Consider the following 14,580-nt stretch of genomic DNA (forward strand, 5'->3'; position numbering starts at 1 on the left):
CCTTATGTGTCCCTAAAGGACGGTAAGCGTTTATGCGAGAAATATAAGGATAATGTATAGCGTGAAAATTATAGATTCTTATATTTTGAAAAAGAGTACCCTCAAGTCGATCGGCTGTGAGGATACTCTTTTTTTGCAGCTATGAATTACATCAGGTACTGAATAGTTTAATGGGTGAATTATTGGGCAGCTTCGATGAGTGCTTTGAGTGCAGGAAGATTAAATCCCTTGATCGCTTGATCCCCTGCTACGGTGACAGGAACGCCCATGAATCCAAGCTTCTCAACTTCCTCTTGATAGACTGTGCTGGTCATAACATCTCTTACTTCAAAAGGGACACCCTGCTCCGTAAGATAATTTTTAACCAAAGTACAGTCACTGCATCCTGCGGTTGAATAGACAATCACTGGCTCACTCATTGGTTCACAGCCTCTTTGATAGCATCTCTTGTGATCTTCCAGTGGGAAGTGTTCCAGCGAACCTCATTGTCCTCAAGCAGGAAGAGTTGTGGAGATTCATGTTTGATGCCGAAATCCTCAGCAATTTGATTGGAAACGGGACGATCCTCGATGACTAAGACCACTGCAGCGGCAGTATCCGCATCCTTCAGATAAGCCTGAAACTCTTCATTAGCTTTAGCACTAATCGGGCAGGTCGTGCTGTGTTTGAACAGCAGCTTCTTGCCAGGCTTAGCTACATATTGCTCAAGATCCTCCAGCGTATGGAGTTGTTGAATAGACATAGATATCACCCTCCTGGGATCGTTATTTTGCTAACAATTGTGTTGTTAACAACCTGTAATCATGATTGTAACATATATCAAAATTAAAACAAAAAGGATTCTGAAGGGCTTGCATAAGAGGGTGCTATACCTGAAACCAATCCCGTTGAAAAAAAGAGTACAGCATGCTAAGGTGAAAAGAAGCAACATGCCTAACTATATCGCTACGAGATAGGAGTGTTCAGAAGAATGAAGAGAGTTGCATGTGTAACTGGAGCTGATCGCGGGCTCGGACTGTCGCTTGTACGTTCGTTGCTGGCCAAACAGTTCTCAGTATTTGCAGGACAGTTTTTGAAAGAATCAGAAGATTTGAAAGCGCTTAAAGAACAATATCCTGAACAGTTAGAGCTTATCTCCCTAGATATCAGCAATAAAGACAGTGTAAAGCAGGCCGCAAGAGTAATAGCCAGTAAAACTGGGTATGTCGATATTATTATTAATAATGCAGGTATTATTCGTGGTGCTGATAATGCTACTGTGCTGGTGGAGCTGGATGATGAAGCCATGGCAGAAATATATAATGTAAATACGCTTGGCGCGTTAAGAGTCAGCAATGCACTGATGGGACTGCTGCTGCAAAGTAAGGATAAATTAATCGTCAATATTTCTTCGGAAGCGGGCAGTATTGCCCGAAATAAGCGTATCAACATGTACGGCTATTGTATGTCGAAGGCAGCACTGAATATGCAGTCCTCCTTGATGCATAATCATCTAACAACGCTTGGCGGTCAAGTGATGGTATTCCATCCTGGCTGGCTGCAGACTTATATGCATGGTAAGAAGGATGAACAAGCGCAAACGACTCCGGAAGTGTCGGCGGAACAGATTATAGCTCTTGTTCTCGATTATAAAAAATATCTGGGCGAGGAACCGGCCTATCTGGATATGGATGGCAGTGCGTGGCCTTGGTAGAAAGGGTATCTCAAAATAGGATTGGAAGAAAGGCGCTGATAATATGTCAACACTAAAGGCACTCGCACTCGGAAGCTACTCGGAGGTTAAATATCACCCCTTTGCTGGCGTGGATCGGGAGATCGAACAAATACTTGCTAATGACTTACAGGTTTTTTCCTCAGAGGATTATGCGCTGCTTCATAAAGAAACGTTGTCTGACTACAAGCTGGTAATCTCCTACACCGAATTTTCTGATGATAAAATCCCGGCGGAACAAAGCAGTGCTTTGCTGTCCTATGTGGCTGAGGGGGGCGGACTACTAGTGGTACATAACGGAATTTCCTTACAACGCAATCAGGAGTTAGGTGCTATGCTGGGCGCACACTTCACCCATCATCCAGAATACACTAAGCTACAGATGTCCATACCCGCACGGGAGCATCCCATTATGCAGGGAATTGAAGAATTTGTGATCGAGGATGAGCCGTATTATTTTGAGATGCATCCGTATTTCGAAACGACGGTGCTTGCAGAATATCCACATGAAGGAGCTATGCGACAAGCAGCTTGGTGTCACGAATTTGGTTTGGGTCGGGTGGTTTATTTAATGCCAGGGCATCATTTACCTTCATTTTCGGTAGAGCCATTCCGTGAAATGATTCGTAGAGGTGGGCTTTGGGCAGCAGGATTATTGTAGGTTATAAGTGGACAACTATATTATAGATGAAAAACGAGTCCAACTGTGGGATAACTACGGTTGGATTTTTTTGTTGACTCTTACATTGGTGTCAGGGTTTATACTGGTGTAGAACAATTCTCATGAACCCCGGGGAGAATGCTATGAAAATAGGTGAGCTTGCTAAACTAACGGGCGTAAGCGTCCGTTCACTTCGTTATTATGAGAGTCAGGGATTAATCTCACCGGTCCGTCAGGCCAACGGATATCGGGAGTACTCTTCACTCGCTGTGGAGACGGTAGAAACGATCAAATTATATTTGAACCTGGGTCTGTCAACAGAACAGATTGCAGGCTTTCTACATTGTGTCTTGATGAACAAAGAAGCTTTCTGCGCAGAAGTGATGCCACTATACCGCAGTAAGCTTGAAGATATTGAACGTCAGCTTGTAGAGCTGAATCAGATCAAGCGGAATTTGGAAGAAAGAATGGCATCTATCTTGCAAGAGCAGAACGAAAGTAGGTTAGGGGCTTGTACACTGGAGAACTTGGAGTAGGTACTGCCGGTGTTGAAAACTATGAGGAGGAATGACAAATGGCTATTACAAATGCAGATAGTGCTGATTGGGTACGAGCAGAAATAGGCGGCGGTGGAACGGTATTGGTAGATTATGGTGCGCCATGGTGTCCTCCTTGCAAGGTGCTGCTGCCTCTTCTGGAGGATCTTCATCAGGAATATGGAGACGATGTTTCTATTGTAAAGGTGAATTGTGACGAATTTCCGGATCTGGCTGGGGAAGCCGGGGTTATGGGAATGCCTACAGTCATTGTATATAAAGATGGGCAGCCCTTGGAAAAGTTGGTTGGCTTACGTCCGATAGGAGCCTACCAAGGTGTATTGAACAAGGTTATTCAAGCATAGGGAAATAATTATAAAGATAATCTTAGGGAGACCCCATATTGTGGGGTCTTCTTTTGTATGCATGAATTATCCATCTTCGGTAAAAAATACGGTCACAGCTATAAAGGAGGGGTTAGGGGTGTGGAATGAGGTAATAGAATTAATTCCGAGTTGGGGTGTGATTTTCCAAGGGATTATGATTTTCTGTGTCCCTTTCTTCCTACTTCGTACAATAAGCTGGGCTAAAGCCAAAGAAGACAGGAAAACCACTAGAGCGGAAAAAGCTACTGGCAGTAAGGGTGGAGGGGTTCCTTACGGAGAAGCAGCATCTGGAAAAACAAGCCTATTAGAACGATCCCAGGAGCAGTCTAGCTCGGATGTAGTAACTAAGGATAAGGGAAAGAGAATCACTTATAGCGGCCACTTTGAGGATGATTTGCAGAAGTTTAAAGCGATCAGCGCCGATATGCATGATGTGAATGTAAGGGAGCTGCGAATCGGAAGCATAAAGACAAGAGCAGCGCTATTGTACGTAGACGGACTAACAGACAAAGACAAAATGGATCGGAATATATTGAAGCCGTTAATGAATGCGTATCAGCCATTTAAGGATATGAACTCGGTACCGGCAGCAAAGGATCTACAAGATATTCTCATCCATGAGATCCTGCTTATCTCGGAAGTGGGGCTTACGAATAATGCATACCTCTCTCTTCAGAAGGTGTTATTTGGATCTGCCGTGCTGCTTGTGGAGGGAATATCAGAGGCTTTTGTGCTCAGTAGTCCGAAGGGGGCTACAAGAGGGATAGAGGAGCCGGAATCTGAAGCAGTCCTGCGGGGCTCACGAAGTGGATTTAACGAGACCTTAAGCGACAACACGGCAATGCTGCGTAGACACGGGCAGAGTACAGAACTAGCTATGATTTCTTTTACTGTAGGAAAGAGAATGCAGAAGGAGCTCATCCTAACCTATATCAAGGATATTGCGAATGATGAACTTGTAGAAGAGGTCAAACGAAGAATTGAAACGATAGACTTAGATGATATTCAAGAATCTGGCTATGTTGAGCAATTAATCGAAGATAATAGCTACAGTCCTTTCCAGCAGATTCAAAATACAGAGAGACCGGACCGTGTAATGGCAGCACTCCTGGAAGGAAGAGTAGCCATTTTACTTGACGGTACACCCTTTGCATTGATTATGCCGGTAACCTTCGGGATGTTACTGCAATCGCCAGAGGATTATAATGATCGCTGGATGGTAGGCTCGCTGCTGCGCCTTTTACGTTTTTTTGCGGCAACGATATCACTGTTTGCCCCGGCACTATATATTTCCTTCCTCTCGTTCCAGCCGGGATTGATTCCCACTAAGCTAGCCATTTCTATTATTGCCTCTCGGCAAGGTGTTCCCTTCACTGTATTAATCGAAGCCTTGATTATGGAGACCTCGATTGAAATCTTACGGGAGGCTGGACTTCGCTTGCCTAAACCTATCGGTCCGGCAATGGGGATTGTCGGCGGTCTGATCATCGGTCAAGCTGCGGTGGAAGCTGGAATCGTGAGTCCAATCCTAGTCATTGTAGTATCAATTACGGCTGTTTCTTCCTTCTCTATGCCAATGTATAGTGCTGGGATGACGCTTCGTATGCTTCGATTTGCAGCTATGTTTTTTGCAGCAATCTTTGGATTATACGGAGTGGTACTATTTTTTCTTTTGCTTAGTAGTCATTTAATTAAGCTGAAGAGCTTTGGTGTTCCCTATCTTGGTCTGGCAGTTCCGAATAAGTCAGTCAATTGGAAAGATTTTATATTCCGTATGCCTTTGCAATTTCTAACTGGGCGGCCTACGTTGTTGAAACCAAAGGACCCTTTGCGTAAAGGGTAAAAAGTCTAGGTAAAGGAGGAAGAGAACATGAGCGCCGAGGTAAAGGACCGGATTACTGCTGTTCAAGCGACGATCATTCTAGCCAACTATACGATTGCGGCAGGGGTACTTACGCTTCCTCGGACAATTGTTGAAGCTAGTGGTGCACCAGATGTTTGGATAGCTGTTTTTTTAGGAGGAGTGGCCTCCTTTCTGTTTGGATTGATCATCGTAAAACTTAGTCAACGGTTCCCGGGCCAAACTTTCTTTCAGTATATCGGGAAGATCATCGGCAAGCCTCTCGGAACAGTTCTCTCATTAGGAGTCATTGGATATTTTCTCAGTATCGCCGGCTTTGAGATACGTTCGGTGCAAGAAGTGACCTCTTTTTTCCTACTGGAAGGTACACCTCCTTGGGCAATAGTGGCTGCTTTTATGTGGATTGCCTTCTATTTATGCAGAGGAGGCATTAATGCGATCACTAGTATGTGCAGACTTATAGTTCCGATAACCTGGACAGTGTTTTTAGGCGTTTGTCTGCTAAGTTTTGAAGTTTTCGACCTCAACAATCTTCTTTCAATACTTGGAGATGGATTAGATCCTGTGTGGAATGGCATTAAGCCAACCATCCTAACCTTTACAGCTGGTGAAGCGATGCTGTTTGTTGTTGCTTTTATGGATAAGCCCCAAAAAGCAGTAAAGGTAATTATAGCCGGAACCTGTATATCGACGATATTTTATGTCCTGGCTGTTGTAGCGACTATAGGTGCCTTTTCTATCGATGGGGTCCTCACAAGAACCTGGCCGTTTCTCGATCTTGTTCGAAGCTTTGAAGTGAACTATCTCATCTTTGAAAGGTTTGAGTCATTGTTGTTGGTGATCTGGATTATGCAGATCTTTTGTACTTTTTGTATTGCGATTTATGCGGCGGCGTTAGGGTTGTCTCAAATCATTCATAAAAACTTTAAAAGCTGTTTGTTGGCGTTACTTCCGGTTGTTTATGTAGTTTCTAGGATTCCTCCAAATGTGAATGCTCTGTTTACATTTGGAACAGGTATTGGGGATTGTATGCTTATTCTATTCGGATTGCTTCCGTTGCCACTATTAATCATTACATACTTCCGGAGGGCTGTTTCATGAAACAATGGAGGATGTGGATCGTTCTTTCTCTAGTATGTAGCCTCTTGTCCGGCTGCTGGAGCAGTTCACCTATAGAGGAATTAAACTTGGAGATTGGTGTTGCACTTGATAGTGTGGACGCGTCAGAAGATGAGGAGGCTGTTAAGTCAGGAGTTGAGAATCATTCGAAACATCCAAAAATAATAAGTACCTATCAATTTACGATTCCACAAGGGTCGGGTGGAGCCGTTATGAAGTCTTCTAGCAGTTCATCCTCCTCTTTTAAGAATTACTATAATATGAGTGAAACCAGCGATTCCATCTTTGAAGCGATGCGGCAGCTTTCACTGCGTACTAGACGCACTCCGATTGGTCATCACCTTAAGGTTATTGTGATTAGTGAGGAACTGGCGCGTTCCAATAACCTTACTAAACTCATAGATTTCTTTACACGGGATAATGATATTCGTCCAAGTGTCATGTTATTTGTCAGCAAAGGAAAAGCCAAAGATGTATTGGAAAATGCACTGCCGGGTCAGACCCCTGCATTTGTACTAGAAGGGATCTTCAATAACAGAGACCGGAATATGGGGATATGGGAGCCGGTAACACTGGCCAAAGTAGTTGGCCCGTTACAAGGAAAGAAAAGCTTCTTAGTGCAAAATGTTATCGCTATTGATCAGGAGACTAAGCTAGCAGGAGCAGGCGTATTCAAAGGGACAACGGGGAAGCTTATCGGCTTTTTGGACGAGTCGGAGCTGGAGGGGATGGCCTGGCTGACCGGAAAGGGATTAGGGGGAGTGCTTAAGACGTATGATCCGGATACTAATAATCTCATAACCTATGAAGTTAAATCCATGCATAGCAAGATCAAAGCTAATGTGAACAACGGGCAGATTTCTTTTTATGTGAAAATAAAATCTACAGGTAGATATGCCGAGGTTTTTGCCGAGAAACCGAAAAAATTACATGACGGAATTGTAAAGAAGGATAAAGCTTTGCTGCAGAAGCGTGTCCTAGAATTGGTGCAAACTACTGTAACAAAAATGCAAAAGGAACTGCATACCGAAGCTGCCGGTTTCGGCACCAGTCTGCATAATCAGCATCCAGCCGTATGGAGGAGCGTCAAGGATAACTGGGACGAAACCTTCAGCCAAATTCCGATTACCTATGAAATAAACCTGAATATTGAAGAGTACGGTGCATCAGATACAACCGCTGAATAGAGAGATTGTAAACGATTCAGAGCTACTTCGTCTGAAGTGTGACAGGTACGATATCATTTTGGTGTAACGCATCGAGTACTTCGGTTTTTAATTGTTCAGTAAAGGTATTCCATGTTTTTTTGCCGACATTGAGCTCTTCTCGCCCAATAGCATTTAGTGTCTCCAGCCAAAGGCGTTTATCGTTAATCAGCCCGAGCTGATCTTGGATCTGCTTATAGATTTCCTCATGGGCATGGAACTTCTGATTTAACGCAAAAGAGGCTGCACTAGCGGTATATCGCAATTCCTTAGCGGCCATCCTCAGCTCGTGCAATGAGTCGAAGGCTGCTTCTGATTCAGCATCTGGTCCACGAAATATAGCCTTGCAAGCTTTTTTCCTCTGCTCGTAAGCTACCTCAAGTTCGCGCATGACAACGTTGGCATCTTTTTTCGCTACCAGGGCCTCAAGCTGTTCACTTAGGAAGGCTTTCCACTTCTCATCCAGATCTTCATTGATCAGCTTAGGCAGTTCATCCGCCAGCTTTTTACGATAAGCTTTACGCTTGTCCTTTTGGTGCTCGATTACTGCCTTCAACAACTCTGTGGTCTTTGTATCGCCGTTTTCTTTAGCCTGTATGCGTTTAATTTTGAACGATTCAATGAGAACGTCTGCATCTCTGACCTTGCCTAATCTCTTTTGGGCTTTTTCAAAAAAGGGATACAGACCTAACGTATGCCCCGGATCAAGAATGGATAGCAGTGTCAACAGCTTGCGGCAGTTCACTCTTGCCCGGTGAATGTCCTCGTCATCGAATTTGCTAAGTGCATCATGGCAGTAGTCCCAAAAATCAATATACAGCAGGTTAAGTGCCTGTTCCCATTGTCTTGTCTTGGTTAACTGTCGTTCCTTCATCACTTCCACTGTCATGCGGCATCACTCCTTAACGTTGTGTATAGCATGAACCTAAGGCAACCCCCTATTCGAGCCGGGGCATGTTCGTATACTATAAGGATAGCGTTATCATAACCTCATTTCAATTCTGATTTCGCACTAGCGGGGCAGATAGGTTACAATATCACGGATAATACGAGAAAGAGGGGAATCGGTGGATACTCGTGAGTATGATGCAATGATCAATGGATCTATTAATAGAAGTAAGGAAGCCATCGGACTTCCTGCAGAAATGGGACTCTTCCAGCATTTGATCTTAAAGGATAATAGTAAAAAGGTAGAAGAAGCGGGGGCCGGGGAGCTGTTGATCCCGTTCGCCTTTGAAGAGACCCTTTGCAGGGATGTTGGAGCGGGTCTCGTTCCTCCTAGCCTGCACCTATGGAGCCATTCTGGAGGTGTTGCGCTTGGACTACGGGACAGCAAGCTTCCGTACGCTGCCCAAGCGATGACTAAGCTGGAGCAGCAAGGGATTCGTACAGCGGTAAGACATTCCGGCGGTGCTGCGGTGCCTCTGGATGATGGAATTGTTAATGTTTCGCTAGTTCTCCCCAAAGGACGCGGAAAGCTGGATTTTCATGATGACTTTAGGCTTCTGGCTTCTCTGATCACGGAGGCAGTTGCTATGAGTCATCCACAGGCTGCGGCTCAAATAAAGGCTGGTGAGATTGTTGGATCTTATTGCCCGGGGGACTTCGATTTGGCGATTAATGGGCGGAAATTTTGCGGCATTGCTCAGCGCAGACAAAATAATGCTTATTTCGTACATGCATTTGTAGTAGTTTCGGGTTCGGGACAGGAACGCGGTGAACTCATTCATAAATTCTATGAGCACGCCTCTGGAGGAGACTCGGCATTATCTTATCCGCGGGTTCGTCCAGAGACAATCGCTGGGCTTGGTGAACTAGGTGGGCCGATTACCACTGAAGTATTTGCCGCAGGGATTAGACAAGCATTAGCTGCCCGTGGAGTGTTGCTTAAATCCTCTGACAGGCTGCAGCAGGAGACAGGATATTTCTTGGACTATGAGGATCCGCGTGTTCTGGATGCTGCGCGAGTCCTGCGTGAACGTTATGCCCAAGGATAAATGGATATTGAGCATCGTAAAGAAGGACGTAACAGAATCTGGCGAGAGCCCGGCTTCTGTTACGTCCTTTTATTCATATAAATCCGGACGTCTGTCTGCAAAAATCGGGATTTGTGATCGGATTTCACGCACCTTATGTAATGCGATATCCCCCGTTAGGATTTCTTCCCCTTCAGAAGCCTCACCTAAAATATCTCCCCAAGGATCGATTATCATAGAATGCCCAGCAAAGGTATTGTTAGGATCATTTCCAGCACGGTTGCAGGCTATTACATAACATTGGTTCTCGATCGCTCGGCTGATCAGTAACGCACGCCAATGGGATAGCCTAGATAATGGCCACTCTGCACTGACAAACAAGATTTCTGCGCCTTGCGCGGTATGGGCACGAACCCATTCTGGAAATCGGATATCATAACAGATTAATCCGGCACATAAGGTACCCTCCATAGAGAAGAGTCCTTTGGCTTCTCCCGGCTGCAAATACAGATGCTCATCCATTAGCTGGAACAAATGCAGCTTACTGTATTCACCAACGAGTTCCCCAGCTCGATTAAATATAAACATCCGATTAGTTACCCCGGAGGCATTCCTACTAGCGACTGAACCAGCAACGATATTGATATTGTATTGTTTAGCTAAGCTGGAGATGAATTCTTTGGTTATTGCTCCGTCTAGATCGCCAATTTCTTCTAGCCGGGTTAGATCATAGCCGGTGGTCCAAAGCTCAGGGAGAATAAGACAGTCGGGCGATGCAGCAGCAGCTTCACTAATTTTATTTGCTACAGTAGCATAATTCATAGCAGGATTGCCAAATGCTATATCCGTCTGAATCAGGGAGATTCTCATAGGATTCCTCCTTTTTGTTCAAGACTATAGCACCTTAAGGGGATAAGCAATGTTGATTTTTAAAAAATGATTTGATATATTAGTTGACGGGTCAATGATTATCAGTTAATATAATTTTATGCAAAACAATTGTATACAATTAAATTTATAAAGGAGGTATATTTTGACGGAGCACTTTCCTGAGGAAGACCGCATATTTGAACTGCTGCAGGCATTAAACAAGGGAATCTGTCCGAAATTCGAACGATGTGCTGGGATCAGTCCCACACGGCTTCGCCTCCTGCATGAACTGTTCCAGGTAGATGAAGTCAGCCAAATTACTCTGCAAAAGGGCATGGATATAGATGCGGCCGCCGTTACTCGGCACTTAAAAGGGATGGAAGAGAGCGGTACGATCACTCGCCGCAACAACCCAGCAGATAACAGGGTTACATTGGTCTCATTAACGGATCAAGGGCGGGAAAGAATGATTCAATATAGCGAAGAGAAGAGACGATTTGTCGCTACTCTGCTTACTGGATTTAACGATCAGGAGCGAACAGTGCTCATAGATATGCTTAATCGTCTGCAATCTAATATCAATTTGTTATAACAACACCAAATACAAACTCAAAGGAGATATACACATATGAACGCTACACAAACACAAACCAATGATTTTAAAGAAATTATTACGGGTCGCCGCTCTATCCGCAAATATGATCCATCCGTTAAGATCAGCAAAGAAGAGATGACACAAATTCTTACGGAAGCGACCCTTGCACCTTCTTCAGTAAATATGCAGCCTTGGCGGTTTCTTGTTATTGAAAGTGACGAAGCTAAAGCTACTTTAGCTCCTCTTGCTCGCTTTAATGGCGTACAAGTTGAAACCTCTGCAGCTATGATTGCCATCTTCGGTGATTTGAACAATTTCGATTATGCTGAGGAGATTTATGGTACAGCTGTTGAACGTGGACTAATGCCTGCTGAAGTAAAAGAAAACCAATTGACTAGATTGTCCGCTCACTTTGCTACCTTGCCACGTGAAGTTAACAAAGACACTGTGCTTATCGACGGCGCTCTTGTTGCGATGCAGTTGATGCTGGTTGCCCGTGCACATGGTTACGATACAAACCCAATTGGTGGCTACGAGAAAGATCAAATCGCAGAAGCGTTTGGCATGGAAAAAGATCGTTATGTTCCTGTAATGTTACTTTCCATTGGTAAGGCTGTTGATGCAGGTTATGCATCGGTCCGTTTGCCTATCGATAAGATTGCTGAGTGGAAATAATAGGTTAGACCTTAGGAGGAAAATACAATGATCATTATTCATGCTGTGCTTAAAGTAAATCCGGAACGTCGCGAACAATTCTTGGCGGAGTCCAAAACACTACTCACTGCTACTCATGCTGAAGAGGGAAATCTCTCTTATGAACTGTATGAAAATGCCGGAGAAGCAAATTCATTTATTATGGTGGAGACATGGCGCGACGCTGAAGCCGTATCCAGCCACAATACAAGCCCACATTTTACCGCGTTCTCAGCTAAAGCAGCTGAATTCTTGGCTGCGCCGCTCGACGTTAAGGTATTTAGCGCAGAGCAAGTGAAATAAGTTATCTCGATTCTTAGTGAATCCTGGTTGATCTTAAACAGGGATGGTCCAAAGCCACATTGGCTGCGGGGCATCTCTGTTTTTTATGTTCCCCGTTTATAAGGAGGAGTTCAAGGGTATCTATCCTTACCTTGATACATGCCAATCACAATAAAGATAGGGGATCTTACATATGGAAATACAGAAAAATATGATCGATATCTTGAACTATTATTTATCAGGCGGTTCACTTGTCCGTATGTTTGGCAAAGCAGGAGAAGAGGCGGAGCGTTGGCTAAAGGAGATCAACTTGGAGGCAGCCAAAGCATACCGTCAGTCCATTGGCGGAGTCATCACGGAGAGTCAGCAGCTATTTCGGGTTCCTGGCTTTAGCCCAAGATTGCTGGGGCAACTTACTGAAGCATTAGGCAGATTAGATTCAGACAAGCTAAAAGTTCTGGCCCCACAAACCACATGGAATAATCGAGTAGATCCTTACGTGAACGGACCCGAATGCCTTGGAATGATATTGGAAGAAATGAAGAAGGCACAGCATTATATTCACCTGTCCGTGATGCTCTTTTTTAATGACCGTTCAGGCAATCTGGTTGCAGATGAATTATTTCATGCTCTGAAACGGGGGGTGAAGGTACGGATCATGGTCAATTACACGCTGACAGCTTTAGGATATGAGAATAATCTGGCGGTTGGTCAATTCTCTAAAATTTCTGAAAGGCTCGAGAATGCAGGAGCTAAGCTGCTGGATACCTTCAATTCGTATTATACAGCCGTAGAATGGCGTGTGAAGCGGAAGGTTCTGGAGCAGCAAGGCGTACCGGAAAGTATCCTGTTCTTACAGGATAAAGTGCAAGAGGATGTAGAGATCACAGGACTGAATGTCATTGATCATCGGAAGTTTATGGTCATTGATGGGGTGACCTCTATTATTGGCAGCCTGAATATTGGCGATCAGTACACATACGTGACACCTGTTCAGGTTTCATCTGCGGTCAGTATAGAAGGACACCTACAGGGAATTCCTAGTAAAAAAGAGGAGTGGCATGATGGATGCTTCCGGATTTGTGGCGCGGCGGCGCATACTCTGAATGTTATGTTTCATTCCCGTTGGCTGCTATTGGGCGGCGATCATTTTGACGTAGAGGATGCCTTCTACCATCCGGATGTGAATTATCATTTTGGAGAGGAAGAATGTACGCTGTTTGCAAGTTTTCCGGGCAATCCAGTTAACTTTATTCAGCAATATTACTTAGATTTAATTACCTATGCGACTGAGGAGACGGTGATTGTAAATCCTTATTTGATTGATCAAGAGTTTTGGGATCGGCTAGGGGAGCTGGGGCCAGACTGTTCCAGTCATCTGAGCATTTGCAATCCGCTGAAGGTTAATGATCATCCTACCAATTGTGCGGCGGTACGAGGCAATATGTATAAGCCGTTTATCAATGGGGTTTCCTTTTATGATTACAGCTTCACAGGTCGGTTTTCACATTGGAAAATAACCTATGACCATAGATCACAGGCTGTATTTCATGGCTCCTATAACATCAATGAGAGAAGCGCCTGCCATGATTTCGAGCTGGGAATGCTGGTGAAAGGAGAGGCTTTCGCAGAGCGGATAAAGTCTATGATTGATTATGATCTAGGCGTTTCACGAAAGATTACAAAGAAAAGTGAGTTCTTTAAGCATCCTTGGCTGCATCCTAGTACTTATCTGAACAAGGTTACTCAGAATTACACTTGATAATATCGGTTCGTTGTCATGTATAATGATCGTTATAAATGATCAAGGTGGAATAAAAGCTATGAAAATCAAAATTACAAAGAGTGGCTTGAAAAAGGATGAGGTATTTTTTCGCACAGAGTTTGGTGAGGGTAGGGGGATCTGGTGCGGTGCTCCTATGGGGCCAGATACGGAAACGGATGTGGAATTCGAGCTTTCGGAGCTGCTCATGAGATGGGTGGATATTCTACCTGTACCTGCTACTGAATTCGACATCAGATTAGAGGGAGATAAAGTTGTTTTTACCGGTGTGCTGGAGAATATTGAAGAGGACGGAACTGGATTTTTGCGATTAGGTGAAAGTCTAGTAATGTTCGAGTGTCTCGGTGAGCCTATGGCGCTTGGTGTCTTTGTAGAAGTGCAGGTCCGTGATGTGCGCATCTACCCCTTGAGTATTTGACGCTTATCAGGGACTAAGATAACATACAAAGATAACACTAGATTTAGAAGTAAGTTATGAGGAGTAGAAGTCTATGAACACCGAAATTCAGCAATTTAAGACCGAATTCTTCAAGGCGCTGGCTCATCCGATGCGTATTCGTATCCTGGAACTGCTCAGCGAAGGTGAGAAGAATGTGAATGAGCTGCAAGCGATTCTAGGATCAGAAGGCTCTGCTGTATCTCAGCAGTTAGCTGTTTTACGCGCCAAGAATGTAGTAGCCAGTGTAAAAGAAGGCACCACAGTGATTTATTCGCTACGTGATCCACTGATTAAAGATCTTCTGGTCGTAGCTAAACAAATATTTGATAACCATCTGGTGAATACCATTTCATTGCTTGAGGGTATGCGCGGAGAATAAATGAATAACATTATTTTGGCGTTGACAACAGTCGCGTCCTAGAGTAATGTTTTTCTTATATTCAAATAATCAGATATTTAAAGA

At 44.2% G+C, this 14,580-nt stretch carries 18 protein-coding genes; 14 read left to right on the forward strand and 4 right to left on the reverse strand.

Annotated features, from left to right (window positions below):
- Positions 1-179 precede the first annotated feature (179 nt).
- A complete protein-coding gene (locus tag NSU15_RS02600; protein ID WP_042123835.1) occupies positions 180-419 on the reverse strand; it encodes a glutaredoxin family protein in 240 nt (79 codons plus the stop codon).
- A complete protein-coding gene (ytxJ, locus tag NSU15_RS02605) occupies positions 416-742 on the reverse strand; it encodes a bacillithiol system redox-active protein YtxJ (RefSeq protein ID WP_042123836.1) in 327 nt (108 codons plus the stop codon). The genes NSU15_RS02600 and ytxJ overlap by 4 nt, the downstream gene beginning before the upstream one ends.
- 228 nt (positions 743-970) lie before the next feature.
- Between ytxJ and NSU15_RS02610 the strand changes: the two genes are divergently transcribed.
- The 7 genes from NSU15_RS02610 to NSU15_RS02640 all read left to right on the forward strand — a co-directional run bounded on the left by NSU15_RS02610 (position 971) and on the right by NSU15_RS02640 (position 7,461).
- On the forward strand, positions 971-1,693 hold the full coding sequence (locus NSU15_RS02610) for an SDR family NAD(P)-dependent oxidoreductase (RefSeq protein WP_042123839.1): 723 nt from the start codon (positions 971-973) through the stop codon (positions 1,691-1,693).
- 43 nt (positions 1,694-1,736) lie between these two features.
- On the forward strand, positions 1,737-2,372 hold the full coding sequence (locus NSU15_RS02615; RefSeq protein WP_042123841.1) for a ThuA domain-containing protein: 636 nt from the start codon (positions 1,737-1,739) through the stop codon (positions 2,370-2,372).
- Positions 2,373-2,515: 143 nt separating this feature from the next.
- Positions 2,516-2,908 carry a MerR family transcriptional regulator gene (locus NSU15_RS02620; RefSeq protein WP_042123843.1) on the forward strand — a complete coding sequence of 131 codons (393 nt, stop codon included), beginning with the start codon at positions 2,516-2,518 and terminating at the stop codon, positions 2,906-2,908.
- Between the two features lie 38 nt (positions 2,909-2,946).
- A complete protein-coding gene (locus NSU15_RS02625) occupies positions 2,947-3,273 on the forward strand; it encodes a thioredoxin family protein (RefSeq protein WP_042123844.1) in 327 nt (108 codons plus the stop codon).
- 118 nt (positions 3,274-3,391) lie between these two features.
- Positions 3,392-5,137 carry a spore germination protein gene (locus NSU15_RS02630; protein WP_339289017.1) on the forward strand — a complete coding sequence of 582 codons (1,746 nt, stop codon included), beginning with the start codon at positions 3,392-3,394 and terminating at the stop codon, positions 5,135-5,137.
- Positions 5,138-5,164: 27 nt separating this feature from the next.
- On the forward strand, positions 5,165-6,256 hold the full coding sequence (locus NSU15_RS02635) for a GerAB/ArcD/ProY family transporter (RefSeq protein WP_339289018.1): 1,092 nt from the start codon (positions 5,165-5,167) through the stop codon (positions 6,254-6,256).
- The gene (locus NSU15_RS02640; protein WP_339289019.1) at positions 6,253-7,461 is read left to right on the forward strand and encodes a Ger(x)C family spore germination protein; all 1,209 of its coding nucleotides are present in this window, start codon (positions 6,253-6,255) and stop codon (positions 7,459-7,461) included. The genes NSU15_RS02635 and NSU15_RS02640 overlap by 4 nt, the downstream gene beginning before the upstream one ends.
- Before the next feature lie 22 nt (positions 7,462-7,483).
- On the opposite strand, the gene NSU15_RS02645 is transcribed toward NSU15_RS02640, so the two are convergent.
- Entirely contained in the window at positions 7,484-8,368 is an 885-nt protein-coding gene (locus tag NSU15_RS02645) for a CHAD domain-containing protein (protein WP_339289021.1), read from the reverse strand.
- A 178-nt stretch (positions 8,369-8,546) separates the two neighbouring features.
- Between NSU15_RS02645 and NSU15_RS02650 the strand changes: the two genes are divergently transcribed.
- Positions 8,547-9,476 (forward strand): hypothetical protein, encoded by a 930-nt coding sequence (locus NSU15_RS02650; protein WP_339289023.1) that lies wholly within the window; start codon positions 8,547-8,549, stop codon positions 9,474-9,476.
- Positions 9,477-9,545: 69 nt separating this feature from the next.
- On the opposite strand, the gene NSU15_RS02655 is transcribed toward NSU15_RS02650, so the two are convergent.
- A complete protein-coding gene (locus NSU15_RS02655; protein ID WP_339289025.1) occupies positions 9,546-10,325 on the reverse strand; it encodes a carbon-nitrogen family hydrolase in 780 nt (259 codons plus the stop codon).
- A 163-nt stretch (positions 10,326-10,488) separates the two neighbouring features.
- Here NSU15_RS02655 and NSU15_RS02660 point away from each other — a divergent pair, with 163 nt between their 5' ends.
- From NSU15_RS02660 to NSU15_RS02685, 6 genes are all read left to right on the forward strand, one after another.
- Complete coding sequence (locus NSU15_RS02660) at positions 10,489-10,917, forward strand: MarR family winged helix-turn-helix transcriptional regulator (RefSeq protein ID WP_042123853.1); 429 nt, start codon at positions 10,489-10,491, stop codon at positions 10,915-10,917.
- Positions 10,918-10,953: 36 nt separating this feature from the next.
- Positions 10,954-11,595, forward strand: coding sequence for a nitroreductase family protein (locus NSU15_RS02665; RefSeq protein WP_042123855.1), 642 nt, complete (start codon positions 10,954-10,956; stop codon positions 11,593-11,595).
- Positions 11,596-11,622: 27 nt separating this feature from the next.
- Positions 11,623-11,916 (forward strand): putative quinol monooxygenase, encoded by a 294-nt coding sequence (locus tag NSU15_RS02670; protein ID WP_042123857.1) that lies wholly within the window; start codon positions 11,623-11,625, stop codon positions 11,914-11,916.
- A gap of 172 nt (positions 11,917-12,088) precedes the next feature.
- The gene (locus NSU15_RS02675) at positions 12,089-13,657 is read left to right on the forward strand and encodes a phospholipase D-like domain-containing protein (RefSeq protein WP_339289028.1); all 1,569 of its coding nucleotides are present in this window, start codon (positions 12,089-12,091) and stop codon (positions 13,655-13,657) included.
- Positions 13,658-13,718: 61 nt separating this feature from the next.
- Positions 13,719-14,096 (forward strand): hypothetical protein, encoded by a 378-nt coding sequence (locus NSU15_RS02680; protein WP_042123859.1) that lies wholly within the window; start codon positions 13,719-13,721, stop codon positions 14,094-14,096.
- A gap of 73 nt (positions 14,097-14,169) precedes the next feature.
- Entirely contained in the window at positions 14,170-14,496 is a 327-nt protein-coding gene (locus NSU15_RS02685; protein ID WP_042123860.1) for a metalloregulator ArsR/SmtB family transcription factor, read from the forward strand.
- Positions 14,497-14,580 lie beyond the last annotated feature (84 nt).

The sequence above is a fragment of the Paenibacillus sp. FSL E2-0201 genome (assembly GCF_037963325.1).
GTDB lineage: Bacteria > Bacillota > Bacilli > Paenibacillales > Paenibacillaceae > Paenibacillus_AQ.

Bases quoted from the DNA above. Each gene is read 5' to 3' on its own strand.
- NSU15_RS02600 (WP_042123835.1), bottom strand. From the start codon at position 419: ATGAGTGAGCCAGTGATTGTCTATTCAACCGCAGGATGCAGTGACTGT.
- ytxJ (WP_042123836.1), bottom strand. From the start codon at position 742: ATGTCTATTCAACAACTCCATACGCTGGAGGATCTTGAGCAATATGTA.
- NSU15_RS02610 (WP_042123839.1), top strand. From the start codon at position 971: ATGAAGAGAGTTGCATGTGTAACTGGAGCTGATCGCGGGCTCGGACTG.
- NSU15_RS02615 (WP_042123841.1), top strand. From the start codon at position 1,737: ATGTCAACACTAAAGGCACTCGCACTCGGAAGCTACTCGGAGGTTAAA.
- NSU15_RS02620 (WP_042123843.1), top strand. From the start codon at position 2,516: ATGAAAATAGGTGAGCTTGCTAAACTAACGGGCGTAAGCGTCCGTTCA.
- NSU15_RS02625 (WP_042123844.1), top strand. From the start codon at position 2,947: ATGGCTATTACAAATGCAGATAGTGCTGATTGGGTACGAGCAGAAATA.
- NSU15_RS02635 (WP_339289018.1), top strand. From the start codon at position 5,165: ATGAGCGCCGAGGTAAAGGACCGGATTACTGCTGTTCAAGCGACGATC.
- NSU15_RS02640 (WP_339289019.1), top strand. From the start codon at position 6,253: ATGAAACAATGGAGGATGTGGATCGTTCTTTCTCTAGTATGTAGCCTC.
- NSU15_RS02645 (WP_339289021.1), bottom strand. From the start codon at position 8,368: ATGACAGTGGAAGTGATGAAGGAACGACAGTTAACCAAGACAAGACAA.
- NSU15_RS02655 (WP_339289025.1), bottom strand. From the start codon at position 10,325: ATGAGAATCTCCCTGATTCAGACGGATATAGCATTTGGCAATCCTGCT.
- NSU15_RS02665 (WP_042123855.1), top strand. From the start codon at position 10,954: ATGAACGCTACACAAACACAAACCAATGATTTTAAAGAAATTATTACG.
- NSU15_RS02670 (WP_042123857.1), top strand. From the start codon at position 11,623: ATGATCATTATTCATGCTGTGCTTAAAGTAAATCCGGAACGTCGCGAA.
- NSU15_RS02675 (WP_339289028.1), top strand. From the start codon at position 12,089: ATGGAAATACAGAAAAATATGATCGATATCTTGAACTATTATTTATCA.
- NSU15_RS02680 (WP_042123859.1), top strand. From the start codon at position 13,719: ATGAAAATCAAAATTACAAAGAGTGGCTTGAAAAAGGATGAGGTATTT.
- NSU15_RS02685 (WP_042123860.1), top strand. From the start codon at position 14,170: ATGAACACCGAAATTCAGCAATTTAAGACCGAATTCTTCAAGGCGCTG.